The sequence below is a fragment of the Leifsonia poae genome (assembly GCF_050632865.1).
Taxonomy (GTDB): domain Bacteria; phylum Actinomycetota; class Actinomycetes; order Actinomycetales; family Microbacteriaceae; genus Leifsonia; species Leifsonia poae_B.
This window is the reverse complement of the sequence record NZ_JBODSA010000002.1, coordinates 256,174-273,682: the sequence shown is the minus strand read 5'-3', so window position 1 is coordinate 273,682 and position 17,509 is coordinate 256,174. Positions and strand designations below refer to the sequence as shown.

Here is a 17,509-nt window from a genome sequence, read left to right as displayed (position 1 = left end):
TCAGCTCCCGGACATCACAACCGGCGATGCCGCGATCTCCGTCGCATGGGTGCGATCAGCGAAACGTTCGGCCAAGGTCGATCGGGCGACAGCCGGTGTGAGCGCAGCCGAAAACTTTAGACCGTCGACTGCCGCTTGGGTGACGTGGGGTACCGACGTCACTGGGGCAACCGTGCGCAACGCGGCGACGTTGAACTGATCCGAAAATCGGATGTATTCGTTAGTGGAGCGTGGTTCGAACGCCACCGGCAGGGCGGCGGCAAGCGTTTCGTGGGCCCGAAGTCCGGCCATGCTCCAGAGCGTTACTTCGTTCGTGTCTCGCTCAATGACGACACCGTCGGTGCTTACCCGCGATGCCCACCCTGCTCTAACTTCGGCCAGTATCTTGGTGGCGCGGCTGGTAAGGGAGATGGGCGGATCAGCACCGAGCAGGACCTCGCGTCGGGCGCGAACCATCTCAAAGGATTCCGGCAGCGGATCGGAAGACCATCGGGCGCGTCCTGGAGACTCGTCTGGCTCCACTCGAACTCTATGACGTTGCCAGTCAACGTCCCGGAGCTTCCACGACCGCCCGGCAAGCAGGAGCGACATCGACCCGGTCAGCACGTCCTTGCTAAGCGACATCGGTGACACCCACCCGATCTCCCTCTGACCATGAACCACCGCGAGCTCAAGCCCACTGAGGAAGGTGCTGAGGAGATCGAGGAAGTTTCGTCCGCCGAATTCTCGCTCAGCTGCAGGGCCGATAAACAACCATCCGCCATCCTCGGCGAGGAACTCCGACTCGACGAGGTAGTCGAGCACGAGTTCACCGTCCGTCATGACCGGGCTGCCAGCCCACCATTCGCGCCACGAACCCCGCGCGAACCGGCCTTCCTGCAGGGCGAGAGCGAGGAACTGCTGAGCCGCAATATGGCGTGGAGCGGGTGGCGCGACGACGGGCTCCACGAACCCGGTGCCCCACAAATGAAGAAGGCCAGCAGCGCGAAGGAGCGCTGCCTGATCGGTTGCCAAAAACAGAGCATTGCGCGCCGAACCGGCACGGCGTCCGGTGCGACCCAGTCGTTGCATGAACGAGCCGACGCTTCGCGGTGCGTCCAATTGGATCATGCGGTCAAGGTCACCGATATCGATGCCGAGCTCCAGTGTCGACGTCGAGACGATTACGCAGTCACGCGCCTCGGCGAACGCACGTTCGCTCTGACGACGTTCGTCGAGCGACAAAGATGAATGCGAGATAAATGTCGTGACTCCGCGCAGGCGCAGCTGAAAGGCGAGTTGCTCAGCTTGAGCGCGAGATTCGCAGAACGCGAGTCGCTTTTCACCCGGGTGAAGCGCAGCAATGACAATGGCCGCGTTCTCGACCGATCCGACGTAGTCGAGCGCAATGTCCGGCTTAGCAGGACGGCCGCCCGCCGAAACAACTTTCGCGGCGATGTCGATCAATTTGTTCGAGCCTTGGTACCAGGCGAGCACTTCTTCGGGATTGCCCAGCGTCGCTGAAAGACCTATTCGCTGGATGCGCTCCTCGGCGATCCGCTGAAGGCGCTCCAGAACCGCCACGAGATGCCATCCGCGGTCGCCGGACGCGAAGGAGTGGATCTCATCGGCTACCACTGCTCGAAGCCCGCGAAAGAGGAGACGGTGGTCGATTCGACGCGAGACGAGCATCGCCTCGAGAGACTCGGGTGTTGTGAGCAGGATGTCTGGGGGATCGCTGAGGATGGAGCGGCGCGCGCTGTCGCCAATGTCGCCGTGCCAGAGCTCGACTCGACGGCCGAGCCACGATGTGTACTGGTCAAGGCGCGGGAGCAGGTTGTTCAAGAGAGCTTTGAGCGGTGCCACGTAGATTACGCTGAGCCCATTCCAGCCTTCGTCGACCATCCGAGATAGAACGGGAAATGACGCCGCTTCCGTCTTTCCGCCCGCAGTTGGAGCAATGAGGAGGCAGTCCGCACCCGATCGAATTGGTGCGATAGCGGCGTACTGCAGAGGCCGCAAGTCGCGCCAGCCCAGAGTGCTTGCCACGTGGTATTCCAACGCGGGCGTCAGGCCGCCGGGCTCAGACATCGATATCGATGCTGTCAAGGTCGCCGAGTGCTGCTCGCTCGTCCGCGTTGAGCTCGACGCTGTTTACTTGGGCCGTAGCCGCATCCGGCGGCACGTAATCAGGGAACTGTTCGATCTTGTCGAGGGTGTCAACGAGTTTGCGAAGGAAAATTCGCGGCGCGATGCCAACCCGCCCTCCGAGTCGCCCGGCCACCGCTGTTGCAAACGCAGCGATGTAATCGTCGGAGGCAAGCGTAAGGACGCGATCGGAGGCGGAGCTTCCGCTCGCGTAAATGTCTCGCGTGCGAAGGCCAAGCTCGACCAGTCCCGCGTGCTGGAATCCGAGCAATCGGATCTGTGGGGCGCGCGGGTTGTCCCATCTGGGATCACCTGAGAAGTCGACGCCAATGCGGGCGGCTAGAGGCGCCAGACGCTGAACGCCCTGCGTTCCGTCGTAGAACGCTGGCGTTCCGGTGATAAGCACATACAGCCCCGGGAAGCGCCCCGCGTCAACCTCGTCGATCAGCTGTCGCAGTGCATTGAGAGACTTCTCCCGCACGTCGCTGCGCACGCGCTGAAGCGTTTCCACTTCATCAAGCACGAGAACCAACCCCGCGTAGTCCGAGTCTCGAAGCACCGTCAATAGGCCTTGGAGGAATCCGAACGCGGCAAAGTGGTCGATGTCCCCTCGGATTCCAGCCGATCGGCGCACACTGGACGCGACCGATGGCTGGCCACCGAGCCACGCTGCAAGTCCATCGGCGGTGGGGATGTCACCGGCACGCAGGGCTGAATGGTATCCACGCAAGGCGGCCGCGAAAGCCGGGGCCGTCCTCGTGACGGCGGCAAGTCTCTGTTCGAGCAGGACGGCGGCGCGATCGGCGAGATGTTCTAGGTTGGACGGATCCGCCCCGGCGGCCACCGCGTCCTCATCGAGAATGCGGAACCAGCCGTCAAGAACGTCACGAAACGCGCTCGCCGGAATCGCTTCCGTCGTCAGGTTTTCGGTCACGCGACGGTAGATGGTCTCCAACCGGTGCACTGGCGTTTCGGTTTCAGAGATCTGCACCTCCGCGGTCGCGAAACCGCGCTGCTTTGCGGTCTCTGTGATCCAGCGAGCGAAGAACGTTTTACCAGCGCCGTACTCGCCGCGCACAGCTTTGAACGCTGCTCCGCCGTCTGCCACCAACGAGAGTTCCTCGTCGATCGCCGACTGGAATCGGTCCAGTCCAACGGCCATGACGTCCAGCCCGCGCTGAGGAACCGTGCCACGACGCAGCGCGTCGATGATCTCCCTCCGTCGTCGCGGACTGACGTCGATCATGCGGAGGTTCCCAACTTGAACTGCTGTCGAAGGAGCTCAACGTCAAGAGTCACTGTCACCTGGTCTGCGTCCAGGTCGATGACGGGATATCCATCGACATTCAGGACGCGGCGCAACGTCGTCAGGACACCATTGAAGCTGTACGCCGCCACTCCAACGCGCGAAGCGAGCGTGTCGCGGTGGGCGCGACCACCGCCCTCCAACAGCGAAGAGATGACAGTGCCGGCAACCCTGTCTTCGACGGGATGTCGTCCGGCCAACCGCCGCCGGTCAGCATAGACGGTGCTGGAGACGAGCTGGATGGCCAGAGGCAAAGGCTTCGCCGAAGTCTCGTCGTTCGGTTCGGCATCAAAAGGGTTGCCGCATCCGGCGCGATCTGTTTGGGGCCTCGCGCCTTCTTCGTTGCGGGAGTTGCCGGAACGGGTGCGGAGAACCCGAGCGGCGCGCTCGGCTCATTCCACCAGGTGGGCTCCTGCGGCGGTGCTTCCACCCATCGAGGCGGATCTGCGGCACCACGCGGTTTCGCAACGATGACCGGGATCGCCAGCTCGGCGAGAGAACCACCGCCGTGATAACCGGCCTTCTTGGCCGCGTATCGGACAGCGTCCGAGATCGCGAGAATAGCTCGCGCGCCCGGCGCGAGTACGCGCGGCCCCTCAACGAGGACTTCATCGTCGTTCGCCGCCGCGCCGGTCGCGTCTCGCCAGCGCGCGGACGATTGCGGCACGCTCCGCAGTTCACTGCCACGTTCGACCACGTGCCCGTGATCCGACGTGAGTACGACGACTCGACCCGCCTCCTGCGCGGCGGAAAGCAGAGCGTCCAGGTGAGCGACGGTGTGGGTGCTCCAACGCAGAGAGTCGACATCGGCGCTGGCAAGGGCGTCGTCGATCGTGTTGAGAACCGCGGCTACGATCCTCTGCCGGGGATCAGCAATCGCTTCGGCGACAGCCGAAGGAAGAGAGTGACCGGCGGTAGAGCGGAGGTCATCCTTGTGAAAGACGATGCCATTCACCGTGGAGCGGAATCGAGCCTTTTCGATCTGCTGATTGCCGGCAATGAGCTCGCCGGCGAAGAGAGACGTACGCGAGTACTGGGTGACAGTCGGCAGCGCGGGGAGGCCGACCTGCCGACGAAGAGCGCCTTCCGGAACCAGTTCAACCCATCCGAGCTCTCCCACACCCGGCAGGAGTTCTGCGGCTGTCGGAACGCTCATGCCGTCGAGCACGATAAGCAGAACGCGTTCATGCGAAGCGAGGGGCACAACCACATCGGCGAGCATGCGCTCCACGGGCACGACGCCGTCGATCGCCGGGTCTCCGTTGAGCCACACTGACGCGGCACTGTCTTCTTCGCGGCGCCGAGACTGTACAGCCAGTGCGAGCGCGTGGTAGGCCGCCGCGAGATCGCGGTTCATGTCGCCATCCCAGATGTCGCCAAGCGCCAGGTCTGCCCAAGCCCCATCAGCGGCGTACGACCTCATGGCGCTGGCCAGCCCGTCGATGGGCTCGACCGGCGTCTGCAGCCACCTCACCAAGCGACAGGCCATGTCGGCGGTAGGTCGAGACCGGATGAACGAGATCTTCGCCGCGTGCTCGTCGATTCGAGCAAGCGCTGCGTCGACGGAGCGCGACGCCTCTGCACTCGGGTGGTCCACAGCAGCTTGAATGGTCGCCGCGAACGCCGCGACCCGCGCTCGCAGACCGCCGGGCAGGAGGCTCGAGCGCGCGACGCCGTTCGCCCATCCGAGATCGGAACAGAGCGCCTCAGCTTGTTCGAGTACGTCCCGACCGTGCCTGTCATCTCCGGCTAGCCATCGCAGAGTAATCGTTCGAGCAGCCGCGCCAAAGCGTTGCGCAGCTGCGGCGCTAGGGGAGGAGCCGATGTATTGCTCGGCGCGGACGCGTGCGGCGGCTGTGTCAGCGTCCTCTGGTAGGGCACCCGCGGCCCACAGCTCGCCGGCGGCCAGCCCGACGGCGATGGCTGAGACGTACCCGGGAGCGCTCGCCGCATGCAACGCCATGCCGACGTACTGATCGACGTGCGCCGCGGCAGCGCTGATGACGCTCAGGCGCGTCGGCTCGTCTAGTTCCGAAAGGCGCGCGCGGGCACCTGGATCGTCGAGAGGTGGAAGAGTGGCGGAGGAGTCAAGGTCTTCTGGTCGGTCGAGCTCTAGGAGCGCTACCAGGAGCGAGCGCATTACATGACCGGGTGACAGCAGACCGCCTGGTGCCGGTGGGTAGCCCCGATCTCGCCTCCACGATGAGAGGAGGCGCGGCACCCACGGCCCGAGGTCCCGTACTGAGCGCGGGATGACCATCGAGCGGGTCCCGAACAACTCCGGGACCGTGCTCCACTCGTCGAGCGCCGTGATCTTCCCGTACTCAGCGTCCAGTAAGACCGCGGTGCCGAGGGCAGGCTCGTTCAACTCGGTTAATACCGCCACGAATTCGTCGTGGGGTGTCGAGCGCATCGCGTCCAATGCGGCCAGCCCTGACACACCTTCGACGATATGAACCCGTTTGTTGACGACCTCAATGACGGGTTCACCGGCCCAGCTCGGCTGTGCCCGCACGAGCAAGGTCCGCGAGCGCCGTCGAGGCGTGTTGATCCACGCGGCGAGGTGATCGCGGAGTGTCGACTCGCTGACGAGGGGAGCAGCCACAATCAGTCAACCTGCCACGTGATGGTGACGTTCGCGTCGGCACCGGCCTCGCGTGCGATCGCGTCACGCAGTTCGTCCAGAACCGAGTCCAGGTCCGAGATCGAGGCCCGACGCGTATGCTCCGCTGGTGGTTTCGGTGGCACCGGCCGAATCGGCGGCTGCTGTACCACCAAGGCGCGAGCCAACACGGCGACGTCGCGCAACCGTGGTTCGAGTGGAACGACCGACTCGTCAACGGCTGCTGCCTGTCGAAGGCTCGTCAACGCGACGCCGAAATCTGCATCGGCGCGCGTTTGGGCGGCTGACACCATGCCCCAATCGAGCCCAGCCAGCTCACGGCTCAGTCTCTCTGCGCTGCCGTACGCGCTTCCTAACGCTGTGAGCTGGTCGGGCAGATCGAAGGTAGCAAGCGTCGCGATGAGGCCGGCGTCTCCAGTCGCGGATGCGAGCGCGCGCGTCAGCTCTGCAAGCCGCCTAGCGGTGGCGAGACGCCCGGTCTCTTCAGCATCATCGAGCCCGAGGACCGTGGAGTGCGTTTGCAAAGCTGTAACGAGTTCGCCGACCCCGCTGGCATCGATCTTGGTCCGAACGGCGCTCGCGAAGCGGCCAACCGCGCGCGCTGTGAGATTGGCTTCGGGTGCGACGCCGAAGATACCGCCAGCGCGGCTCTTCGCCAGTTCCCAGTCGGCGGGGTCAGGAAGGTCCGCGTCTCGAATCGCAGCGGCGTCCGACAGCACGCCGATCATGGGCGTCGGGAGACCGACGAACTGGAGATTCGCCAATTGGGCCCAGGTCACGAGCACGGCGTCTTCCATCGACCTGGTCATCCCCCACGGCGCGAGGCGGGTTCGGAGTCCGCCCACCGTGGTCTCGTTTCCTAATTCGCCTCGCCATCGGGCAAGGTGCTGCCACCAGCCGAAGTGGGCAGCATCGACGACCACGACGTTTTCGTTCAGCTCACCGAGCCGCAGCGGCACCACGATGTCACGGGCGGTGCGCTGCTCGGCGGCGCTTAGCCCTTGCCGGCGACCGCCGGCCTCGACCGTTGCCGAGATGAGGTCCAAAGCGTCCGTCAAACGCCGCGTAGTGACTTCTTCCACACCGAGATCCGGGTGTTCGGGAAATTCGTCATTCCACGCCGTTTCCAGCGCATAGCGCAACCCGTTCAGGAGCGAGCCGGTGGGCGGCGGCGGAATGATCAGGCCGCGCAACAGCGGCGAGAACACCTGGTTGCCCGAAAGGTCGCTTCCGACATTGCTGTCCTCGGGCGCGTTGACACCATAGGCCTGCCGCAGCGCCGTTACAAGAACGTCACGAAGGCTCCGGCGTTGGGAGTCCAGCGTCTGTCGGGCGGGCCCGCGATCGGCCGGTGCGAGATGGTCCGCGTTCGCCTCGAAGCGGCTCCCAGTGAGCACGTAGTCAAGGAGGACGAGCTTGCCGAGATCGGCCTGTCGTGCATCCGACAAAAAGTTAGGGATCCACGCGATCGTATTGGCCGTCTGACCGTTCTCTTGCAACTTCTGCAAGCGAGCGACGTCGTCCGCGGGGCTGTAGTTTCCGCTGTCGTAGGGAAAATCGATGACGACGCGCCAATCAGGATCGCTGTGGATCAGGTCGCTCGCCAGCACGTCGCTGTCGTCGCGCACGTTGCCGAACTTGACGGTGACCGAGCGTTTCTGGCCCCGCCACACGTGACTGATCTGGCGACCGACGAGATTGTCCGGCGGGAGCTCTAGTTCCTCCGCGATGAGCTTGCGGATGAGCTCGCGTCGCGTTTGCTGGTTGTCTTCGGTGCGCACGCGGTCGAGGATCGAGTCGTAGTCGACGCCGCTCAGAGTCGCGGTGACGATCGGATCCGGGCCATCGCCCACGCTGATCTCACCGAACTCTGCGGTCCACCCCCTGACCAGCTCAAGCACCTGCTGCGTTTCAGTGCCAGGGATAAAAGCGTCAATGGTTCCCCAGTTGAGTGCTGCGAGCTTCGCGGCCGTCAAGTTGGAGAGGGATTTAGCTTCGGGAGCAAGAGCCGCAATGAGAACCGTCTTGGCTAAGCGGTCTTCGGTGCTGAAGGCGTGATCCCGCGGAAGTGCTGTGGCCGCTTCTTCCGTCAGTCCGTGCTTACGCAGGAGGTACGGCCGCATCTTCAGCGTGTAGAAGCGTGCGGAGATCGCGAAGTGTCGCTTCATGTCCTCGGTGAGAGGTTGTGAACCACCGAGGACCACAGGCTCATATAGGTCGCCCACCGGGATGACATCGCGGACGCGGAGGTCGTCCCGCCCTTCCGCGAGGAGCTCTGCCATGAGCTTGAGCGCCGTGCGCTCGCGCTGCATAAGGCTGGAAAGCGCGACCATCGTGTCTACGAGTGCAGGAGAGAAGGGGTAAACGTTGGCGAAGGCGCGCTCGTCAGAGTTCGCGTCGTCCGACAGGAGATAGCCCCATGCGGCATAGTCACGCTTGACTTCCGCGAGAGCAGTCGTCAGCGTTGCGGCCGCGTCCTGCGACTTGGGCTGGAGGAGCCGCTGTTTGACGATCTTCGGCAGGTCGGCCGCTTGGAGCCGAATGGTCGCGAAGCGGCCTTCCCAGTACTCGAACAACTGTCCCTGGGCGACTCGCTGAGCGCCGGAGATGTGGCTGCCGAGGAAGTCTCTCAGGTCTCGCTGCCGCGCGAGGAACGAGGTGATGGGGATTTGCAGCCCTGTCGCCGCGTTCTCACCCAACTGGACGACCTTTTCGACCTCGTTCTGCACCCACGCGCTGTCGGCGAGATGCTGGCCCAGCCACAACACGACCTCGTCGACGAGGAAGATGAGTCCCTGATAGCCCAGTGATTTCGCGTGGGCCGAGAGCGCCTTGAGACCGTCCGCCATCGGCAGCCACTCGCCGGCGCGAGCGTAGCCCGTGAAGTACGACTCGAGGAGGTCACCGACGAGTCGGTCTCGATCGGGCTCGCCCGGCTTCTGAGACGCTGCGACTTCGAAGCTCTCAGCATCCCATGCGCCACCGAGGTCGCCCCAGTCGCTGTCACCTCCGCCAAGACCGTCGAAGAAGCTGCCGTCTCCCATCCTGGAGCGCAGGCTTCGAGCATCCTCCAGGAGCTTGTCGCTCGCGTGCAGAACCGGGGATGGCGCGTCGGGGTGCCGCGCAGCCACCGTCTGCAGGTAGCCGCCGAAGATCGCCTCTTCGAACGACCGTGCCCCGAGGAGGTTGTAGTCGAGCACGAGAAGCTTCTGCTCCAGCGTGCCCTGGTGGGTTGCGACCACCCGCTCCAGCCCCGGGATCTGGCGGGCGGCCAGATTGCCGGTGAGGAGCAAGTGCATCACCGCCATGTAGTGCGATTTACCGGAACCAAAGGAGCCGTCGAGGAAGGCGCCACGAGGCGAGTTCTGACTCAGAGAGCTGGCCACCTTGTCGAGGCCGTCGCTGATCGCCTCTGCGATCGCGTCGGTGACGACGTAGTCCCGAATTGTCTGCTCGTGGCGGCTCACGCTTTCGTTGAGCTTGATGACGAAATCGGCCGCCTCGACCCGCTCAGGCAGCTCGATGAGGTCGCGCAGCGGCGAATTGAGCGTGTACTCCGTCATACCTTCTTCTTCCTGCCGCGGATCGCCGGCGTCGGCCGCCATTCCGAGATCGCGTCGCGACCGAGGCCCAGACGATCGAGCAGCGAGTTGGTGACGGCGGCCACGGCAACCGCCGGGCTGACGCCCGAGCGGGCGTCGATCTTATCGTGCCATTGCTTCAGCCATGGCTCGATTTCGACCAGTGCTCCGACCAGCGGAACGACCTGGTCGTCCGGCGCTCCGGCGCGGTTGAGTTCGGTTGCAAAGCGGGCGATCGCCTGGGCGCGTTCGCCGTGATCCCAACCTGCCCAGCCGTAGCTCGCGGTCGTGTCCTCGGGATAGGTGCTGCCGGGGAAGGCGATGAATCGTTCCTTCGGCACGTCGAGCTTTCCGCGTGCGGACCAGTAGCTCTGCTTGAGGAAATCGACCTGCGTGTACTTCGGGGGATGTCCGCCGCGATGTGCTCGCCGCGGTCTTCAGCTCGCTGCTGCTCCCATGTGCGTTGCCACGCGCGGAACTTCTGGAGGCCCGCGGGCTTGTAGCGGAGGGCGGCGAAAGCGGGCACAGCCTGCGCGTCGATCAGATTGGTCAGCTCGGACGCGAGATCGTAGTCCTGCGAGCCGGTGTGGATGACCAGCAGTTCACGCAGCCTCTCGTCGCGTCTCAGCGCATCGGCCAGTTGCGCGATCGAGCGCACTACCGGTCGACCGGACCCGTCCTGCCACAGCTCTGGCGCCTCAAGCCGGTCAAGGATGGTATCGCGCACTGCTGTCGTGAGGAGCTGATCCCACGTCGGACCGTTCCAGCGACGCTTGTATTCGGGCCGCTCCAGAAGGCGGAGGGACGGGTTGCTTTCGATCGCCTTGAGCCGTCGCTCGACGAGATCGCGGTACCAGCCGGGCCAACTGCCGGGGAGTTCAGTCAACGGTGTCCGGCCGTGGCGCTCAAACCAGGCCGTCTCCGCCTCGCCGGCCGCCACCTCGCGAGCGAGCCGGATCTCCATCGCGCGCTCATTCGGGTCGATGGGCAGGATCTCCGGCGACTCTGGAGCTAGGTCGGCGTCCGCGAGACCGTAGGAGACGTACATCCGCCAATCAAGCTCCTCCTGCAGGGCTACCATGAGGCGCTCCAGGCCAAGCCACTCGCGCTCTCCAGCCACCAGGCTCTTGTCCTCGGAAGCGAGAAGGGCTGCTGGGGATAGCGCTGCCCGCGAGATGGACGATTCGTCGATTCGGCGGGCAAGGTCGCGAGCTCGATCTTGTGGGAGGGGGAAGTCCTGAAGCTTCGTCCCGGTGAACTCGAAGAACCGTTCCCATTCCTGGTCGGCAATACCGCCGCCATAACCGCCGTTGCCTTTGTCATGGCTGACCTGCTTCAGCCAGAAGCACGCGGTGGAAGAGTTGAGCACGCCGAGAAGGTCGTAGTGATCGTCCTCGGTCGCTCCCTCCGGCAACTTGATCACCGGCGCCGATTGTTTGAACACCTTCCCACCGCGATCCAGCACGAAGTGGTTATGCGTAGCCACAAACGCGAACGTGATCGACATTTTCGCACGTACGGACCACCGGGTGAACTGCATGTATTCGGTCCAACGGAGGCCTGCGTCGGCCATGCTCCCCTGGAACGTCGATCTATTCGCGAGCGTTGTTTTCCACGGCCAAAGCACTCTGTCGAGCGCACCAACTGGTCGAAGCTCGTCGGAATAGGGGAAGAGAATTCTCGTTGTTCCAGAGTTGGCCCAGTCTCGCACCGCATCGCCAACCACGAACGGTTTCGAGAGCGGGGCCACTTGTGATTCTGAGGCTAGCTTTCTCGGTCTCATGAAGGCGTCGTCTGCTCCAGCGCGAATCGAGCCTCCAACCGGGACACCAAGGGTACTTCCTAACTTCATTACAGATGAAGCCTCGATCAATTCGCGGAGGGTACCTGCCCCGCCGCCTGAGAGCGACCAGGGATGATTAGCGAAGATCGCCCGAGGCATATCCGAGGCGGAGACGAAGCGTCCGTCGTACCTAGGACCGTCGACGTGCGTGACGATATCGCGCCACACGAGTCCTTCACTGGGGTGTTGCGGCTGCCCGGGCTCGCCGCGCACACCGAGAATCGCGCGAATCGTGTCCGATTGGGGTTTTCTGGGTCTGCCAACCAGAATCACGGTGGGCGTTCCATGCCCGGGAATGTACGCGCCGGAGGTGTCTGCGATAAGTCCGAGTTCCACGGGCTGAGAGGGCATTTGGCCGGAGAGAAATTGTTCTGTCACTCGCTTACCAAATTCTCGTTTCATGAACGAGTTGGCCGTGATCTGCCCGACGTAGCCGGCGCCACTCCCGACCTCTTGGCGTTTTGCAAGCCTGAACAACAGCTCCATAAACGGCACTGACATCGCGTAGGTGCCAGAGCATGTCGGGTACAGCTCGCGGTAGCGGCGATTCAGGGCGCGATCCTTGACCGTAATGTAGGGCGGGTTGGCGACTACTACGTGGTACTGGCCTCCGGTCAGGATTCCGGCATAGTCGCGCATGTCCTCCGCGTCGTACTCGAAGTCGTCAGGGTCGCCCAGATCCAGTGTGACTGGCGTGTCTCTCAGACCGCCCGCGAGGTTTGAGCCGCCGAGGAGCGAGTCGCCGATCGCGAGGTGGTATTTGAATGCGGGCGCCGCCACGAGCGTACGAATACCCGCGGCTTTGATGGCGGAGACCGTGAGGCGGAAGCGGGCGATGGCCACGGCGAAGGGGTTCAGGTCCACGCCGTGGATCGAGTCGAGTGCCCGCTGCACGCGCTCGCCTCGCTCCACGCCAGGCGCATTAATGGCCCACGCATCCACGAGCCGGTCGAACGCGCCAAGGAGGAAGTGCCCAGAGCCGCACGCAGGGTCGATCAGTTTGAGGCCGGTCAGGCCGAATTCTGCGATCGCGGGCGTCAGGGTCTGGTCGAGGATAAACTCCTCCACGAAGACCGGGGTCTGCAGCAGCGCGTACGTCTTCTTCGCGTAGTCGGACAGGTCCTGGTAGAGGTCTCCGAGAAAGCGCGTTCCCAGGTCGGGGTCGCTGAAGTCGTGAACAAGCTCGCCGTCGGGAGTGGTCCGGCGGAAGAACTTGAGTAGCGCATCAGCCGCATCGGCAGAGATTGGTGCGTGCCACACTGCAGAGTGGTCTGGATCGACGAGAGGCCGTCCGGCCGGCAGGTCCGCGAGGGTTCGGAACGCCTGCTCCATCCAGTCGCGGCCAGTCATCGTCGGCGCAGCCGCGTAGAAGGCGGACTCGTTCTCAATGGCCCGCTCAAGCCCGTCACCGGGGGCGGCGATCCATGGCAGGGAAACGAGCGAACCGTCACGAGTAGCGCCTTGGAGCAGCCCGTTGTCTTCGGCAAAGCGAACAAACACGGCAGCGATGATCCATGCGACCGCGGCCTGGGATACCTCGCCGTCGCGCCAGTCGATCCACGGCAGGCCGGTGCGTTCGCGCGCCTGCGCCCGACGATGCTCCTCGCGCAGGCGGGCGCTCCACGCGTTGTGTTCGTCGTCCGCACGGACGCGGAGGTCGTCTTCGAGGGTGCGCAGTTCGCGTTTGAGGTCGGCGAGAAGAGCGGCCGAGTTGATCACGGAGCGGAGGCCTTTCGATGGGTGAGGGAAGAAGGTCCGAGGGGTGCGTCCGGCGCCCTGCCGGGATCCGCTCCGGTCAGCGGGTCAAGGGAGAGTTCCAGCCACCGATCGGCGCCGAACGGGAACGGCACGCCGTCGAGGTCCGGGGTGCTGGCCGCGGTCGGCCGCGGCAGCAGGAACCACCGCGCAGCTGCGCGGGGCGTGCCGAGATCTGTGACGTTGGCGATGAGGTCGACGAGGCCGAGTCGGGCGAGCACGGACGCGTTGAGGAAGAGGAGGGGCTCGTCGGAGGCCAGCAGCTGCGCCCATACCGGGGCGACGGCGAGGCGCGCAAGTTGCAGGAGATTTCGTCGGCCGCGCGACTGCTCGGGCTCTCCGTCCGCACGAAGCACCACGGGCCAACTGGCCTTACGTTCTCGCGCGGCGGCTTTCAAGGCATTGAGAGCGAAGTCCGCAAGATCCACCACGGTGAGACCGTGCTGGCGTGCCAGGATGTCCGCCGTCGTGCTGAGGCGGAGTCGACGTGAAACCACCAACACCAGTGCCGTGTGATCGCGGAGTGATGCAGCTAGACGCGCCTCGACCAAAGGGTCGCTGGGGGAGCGGCCCCAGGTGGTCGAGGATGCAGTAAACGTCAGCGAACTCGCGTCTGCGGATCGCATCGTGTACCGATCGAGCTCCGGGTGCCACTCCAGATACGGCATCGCGGCTCGCACCGGGACGTCAAGCGCAGGCCTGCTCGGAATCTCCACGACTTCGGGGAATCGCGCCCGCACGCGCTGACCGATAGTGACCACCGCAAGTTCGCGCGTCGCTGCGCTCCGCAGAGCGAGCTCGACAGCACGAGCTCCACTGAGATCAGCGCGGTAGGCCTCACCCATGGACGAGATCTTGCCGTTCCGGGACAGCCCGATCGCCAACTGGAGCACCCGTGTCTCTGAGATCCGGAGAGTGGGCGCTCCGCTGGTTTGCAGCGCCTCGCGAAGCCGGGCGGCGGCCACGACGTCGATCTGCTCGAGCAAACCGTCAACGAGGTCGCCGAACCTCATCAACGTTTCGAGGTGCATCTCGGCTTCGTCGAAGCTCAAGCCGTCGTCGCCGTCGGGAGCGTAGGCCGCAGCCATCCGGCCATCGCTCTCTGTTCTGACAACAAAAAGCGGGTCGCGTGCACGAATGTCCAGCTCAAGAATCGCGCGAGTGACTGCCGTCGCCATCTCTACCCGAGTGCGATCGCTCAGCGTGGATCCGTACTCGCGCAGCATTCGAGTCGCCAGCTCGTCGAGGGTGGCCACACCTCCAAATTCCTGCAGCCATCGAGCGGCGTCGTCGGTCGGGCCCTTCAGCACAGCTTGCTTTCGCAGGCGGCGATAACGTTCCTCGGACGACTCGCCCGGCTTCAACGAGATGACGCCGATGTAGTTCTCGACCGCGCGCCGACCGGGTGGTGCTTCTCCTACAACCGTCTCTGCCGAAGCCAGTCGCTGACGCCATTCGCGAATGCGTGCGCTGATTTCTCGGCGCACCTGCTCGCCGAGGCCTCGGATCTGGTTGATTGCCATCGGCGGAACGCCCAGGAGCTCACCAACCGTCGTCGCCTTAACCCGCGAGAGGGCAGACAGGGCTCGAGCGCTGAGCCCCGCGTCCTCCAGTCGTGTAGAGAGCTCGGCAGAAGCCGCCCTTACGTCGTTCGCCTCCACGTCCACCGCTTCGGTCGCCGCACCTTTGAGAGCCGCTGCCCAGGCTAAGCGCATGGCGTCGAGCGAGGGGTGCCGAGACTCGCTATCCGGAGCGAGTGCGGTCCGGAAGAACCCGACCAATCCGTCAGCGACGCTGGTATCGAACATGCTCGCTTGCACGACCGCAGCGTCGTGAGGGTTCGATGGTGCATCACCCTGTTCCCACCAGATGGGGTCTGAGGTGGCCAACTCGAACAGCGTCGCCGCAACGGCGAAGCGTTCAGCGGCTCTGTCATATTGACCGCGAGTACGCGACCCAAGGTATGGATCGAGATATGGCCGCGATCCCGAACGGACATTGACCAGCGGCTCCTCGGCCAACGAGAAGTCGAAGAGCGTCAAGCGAGGCTTTCTCGTGCCCGGATCGGGCTTGACAGCGAGGTTCGATGGCTTGATGTCCCGGTGGAAGACTCCGCGAGACTCAAGGTGCGCGACTGCGTCGAAGAGGTCCGAACCGTAACGCTCCAGCTGCTCGATCGTCGCGCGACCTTCGAGGCGGATTCTGTCGGCCAGCGTCTCCCTGCCAGCGTCGGTCATCAGCAATCCCTGGCGATTGCCGACTCCAAGCGGTCCGTCGAGGCGCTTCACTACCCGTGGATGATCGAGAAGGTCGAGCACCTCTGCTTCGACGGCGAGGCGTGCCGCGGCCGCATCGTCCTTAGCGAGTTTGAGAATAACTCCCTCGAGGTCCTTGAGGTAGTCCGTCACTTCGAGCGCAACGCCGGTTGAACCAGCTCCGCGTCGGCTGCGTATTTCGAACCGCTCGTCTAGGAAGTCTCCAATGCGTGCCTCGAGCGGATCTTCCGGGGTCGGGGCGGCCTGGCTCCCGTCGTCCTCTCGGCCCTCGCGGTCACCCGACAGCGCGTCTTGATAGGAGGCCTGTAGGGAGGAGATGTCAAGCGGGCGGAACGCTTCGTCGAACGCCGTCGCGTCCAAGATCACCAGCGCGAGCTTGTCGGAGATCTCTGGCATGACGGACCGTGGGTCGAGGCCCGTCGCACCCGACTCGACGAGTGACTCGAGAGCGGCCACATTTGCAGCGGGGGCTTTCCCGTGAGGATGAAGTGGGCGAGTGACCCGGCGCCGTAGATGTCGAGCGTTTGTGCCGAAGCGGGAGTCGCGCCCCGGAGGGTTTCCGGAGCAAGGTACACCAACGCGGCGTCGTCAATGACACCGACGATGTCAGTGAGGCCTCGGGAGACCAGAGTGGTCGTCGTAGTTCCACTGTCGGGACGACGCGCCAGGTCCCAGTCGCGGATTCGAAGGCTGGGTGAATCGTCTTTTGTCGCGCGAATCCGAACGCTGACGGGTGACAGCGCGCGGTGAGTCAGCCGCTGGCCGTGTGCAAAACGAATGAGCTCAAGAAGGTCTTGGACGATGAGCTCGCGATCCTCGAAAGAGAGGTCATTGGCGTGCGTGATCAGGTAGTCGCCGAGGCTGATCTCCTCGGGGTCGTAACCGAAGACAAGCGCAGGGCCCTCTTCGGTGGTAAGCAGCTCCGCCGGCCCGACAATGCTGGGGTGGACGATCCCGTCGGTGAGCCGAAACTCACGTGCCGCTCGGAGGTCAACGCCCGACCGCACCTCTCTCGAGGCGCCTTTTGGATAGGGAAAAGTCGGATCCGCCGTTTCGTCTTCGCCTGCGGATGCGTTACCAGGAAGTCCTGCCAGCCAGGGCCCTCCTCGAGAGGCGCGCCGGAGTCGAGGGCGTACTGGCCAATCATGCGTTGCTTGACACGCGGCATCAGACCGGCCAATTCCATCAAGTGGTCGATCGCCTTCGCGCGAGCGCGATCGATCGGGTCTCTCAGATTGTTCTGCGCAAGAAGTTCAGAGAATGCGCGCCCAGCCCCGAGCCCCTTAACTCTGAAGCCGTCGAGGGACCATACGGCCTCGGCGCCGAAACCATCAAGCTTCACGACTGAATCGCGACCGTGCAGAACGACCGCCTCATCAACGAACGGAACGACCGACGCTGGCGCCTTTGCAGACCGGGCGACGTCCTTCAACACGCTCGCAAGCCGTTTTGCCTTCAGATTTGCGAGCTTGCGAGGATTTGCCTCGACGCGCCCCGCGTGTAGCCAGGTTTGCTGGTCACCGGTAATCTCGCCGTGCCAACCCTTGAGCTCAATAAGTGTGAGGCCGGCTCGCGTAAGCGCGAGCACATCGACTTCATTCAGGCGACCATCGTTGTCGGTGAAGGTGACATTCGCCCACGCGCGAGCGATCCCATCGTCCGGCAACAACTCGCGCACCCTGTCGAGGGCCTCGGCTTCCTGCGCCTGCGCAGGGTCGCCCATCACTCGCCAAAGCGGTGAGTCCGCCCTCATGTGCCCGTCCTTGTGATCTGTTTCTCTCAACGATATCGATGAGAAAGATGGAAGATAGCGAGGACGGACGCCGCCGCATACATCTGTGGGCACCAGTTTGGGGGCCAGAGCAAGACGACGCAGCGCGCTTGAATGACGCCATGCCCAGTCTGAAAACCGAGCCGGCAGCAACAGGAGAGCCACTTTGGGATGGTCCCGCATCCGTTTACGGCCCGTGGGAGGTCGAAATCGCCAGCTGGCAGGGC

Annotated in this window: 7 protein-coding genes and 1 pseudogene; all 8 read right to left on the bottom strand. The window is 64.1% G+C overall.

The genetic code is table 11. The features are described 5' to 3' along the window. Positions 1-2,070 (bottom strand): DEAD/DEAH box helicase, encoded by a 2,070-nt coding sequence (locus ACRAWB_RS08510; RefSeq protein ID WP_431352948.1) that lies wholly within the window; start codon positions 2,068-2,070, stop codon positions 1-3. Further along, the gene (gene brxD / locus ACRAWB_RS08505; RefSeq protein ID WP_431352947.1) at positions 2,063-3,373 is read right to left on the bottom strand and encodes a BREX system ATP-binding protein BrxD; all 1,311 of its coding nucleotides are present in this window, start codon (positions 3,371-3,373) and stop codon (positions 2,063-2,065) included. Before brxD ends, ACRAWB_RS08510 begins: the two co-directional genes overlap by 8 nt. A 121-nt stretch (positions 3,374-3,494) precedes the next feature. Continuing rightward, complete coding sequence (pglZ, locus tag ACRAWB_RS08500; RefSeq protein ID WP_431352946.1) at positions 3,495-6,038, bottom strand: BREX-2 system phosphatase PglZ; 2,544 nt, start codon at positions 6,036-6,038, stop codon at positions 3,495-3,497. Between the two features lie 2 nt (positions 6,039-6,040). Further along, a complete protein-coding gene (locus ACRAWB_RS08495) occupies positions 6,041-9,619 on the bottom strand; it encodes a DUF6079 family protein (RefSeq protein ID WP_431353166.1) in 3,579 nt (1,192 codons plus the stop codon). Continuing rightward, positions 9,616-13,199 (bottom strand): annotated as a pseudogene (pglX, locus tag ACRAWB_RS08490) (BREX-2 system adenine-specific DNA-methyltransferase PglX). Before pglX ends, ACRAWB_RS08495 begins: the two are co-directional and overlap by 4 nt. After that, positions 13,196-15,907, bottom strand: a complete 2,712-nt coding sequence (locus ACRAWB_RS08485) for a protein kinase domain-containing protein (protein ID WP_431352945.1) — start codon at positions 15,905-15,907, stop codon at positions 13,196-13,198. The pseudogene pglX and the gene ACRAWB_RS08485 overlap by 4 nt, the downstream one beginning before the upstream one ends. Then, a complete protein-coding gene (locus ACRAWB_RS08480; protein ID WP_431353165.1) occupies positions 15,874-16,449 on the bottom strand; it encodes a protein kinase domain-containing protein in 576 nt (191 codons plus the stop codon). The genes ACRAWB_RS08485 and ACRAWB_RS08480 overlap by 34 nt, the downstream gene beginning before the upstream one ends. Then, complete coding sequence (locus ACRAWB_RS08475) at positions 16,356-17,264, bottom strand: nuclease-related domain-containing protein (RefSeq protein ID WP_431352944.1); 909 nt, start codon at positions 17,262-17,264, stop codon at positions 16,356-16,358. The genes ACRAWB_RS08480 and ACRAWB_RS08475 overlap by 94 nt, the downstream gene beginning before the upstream one ends. Between the last annotated feature and the right edge of the window lie 245 nt (positions 17,265-17,509).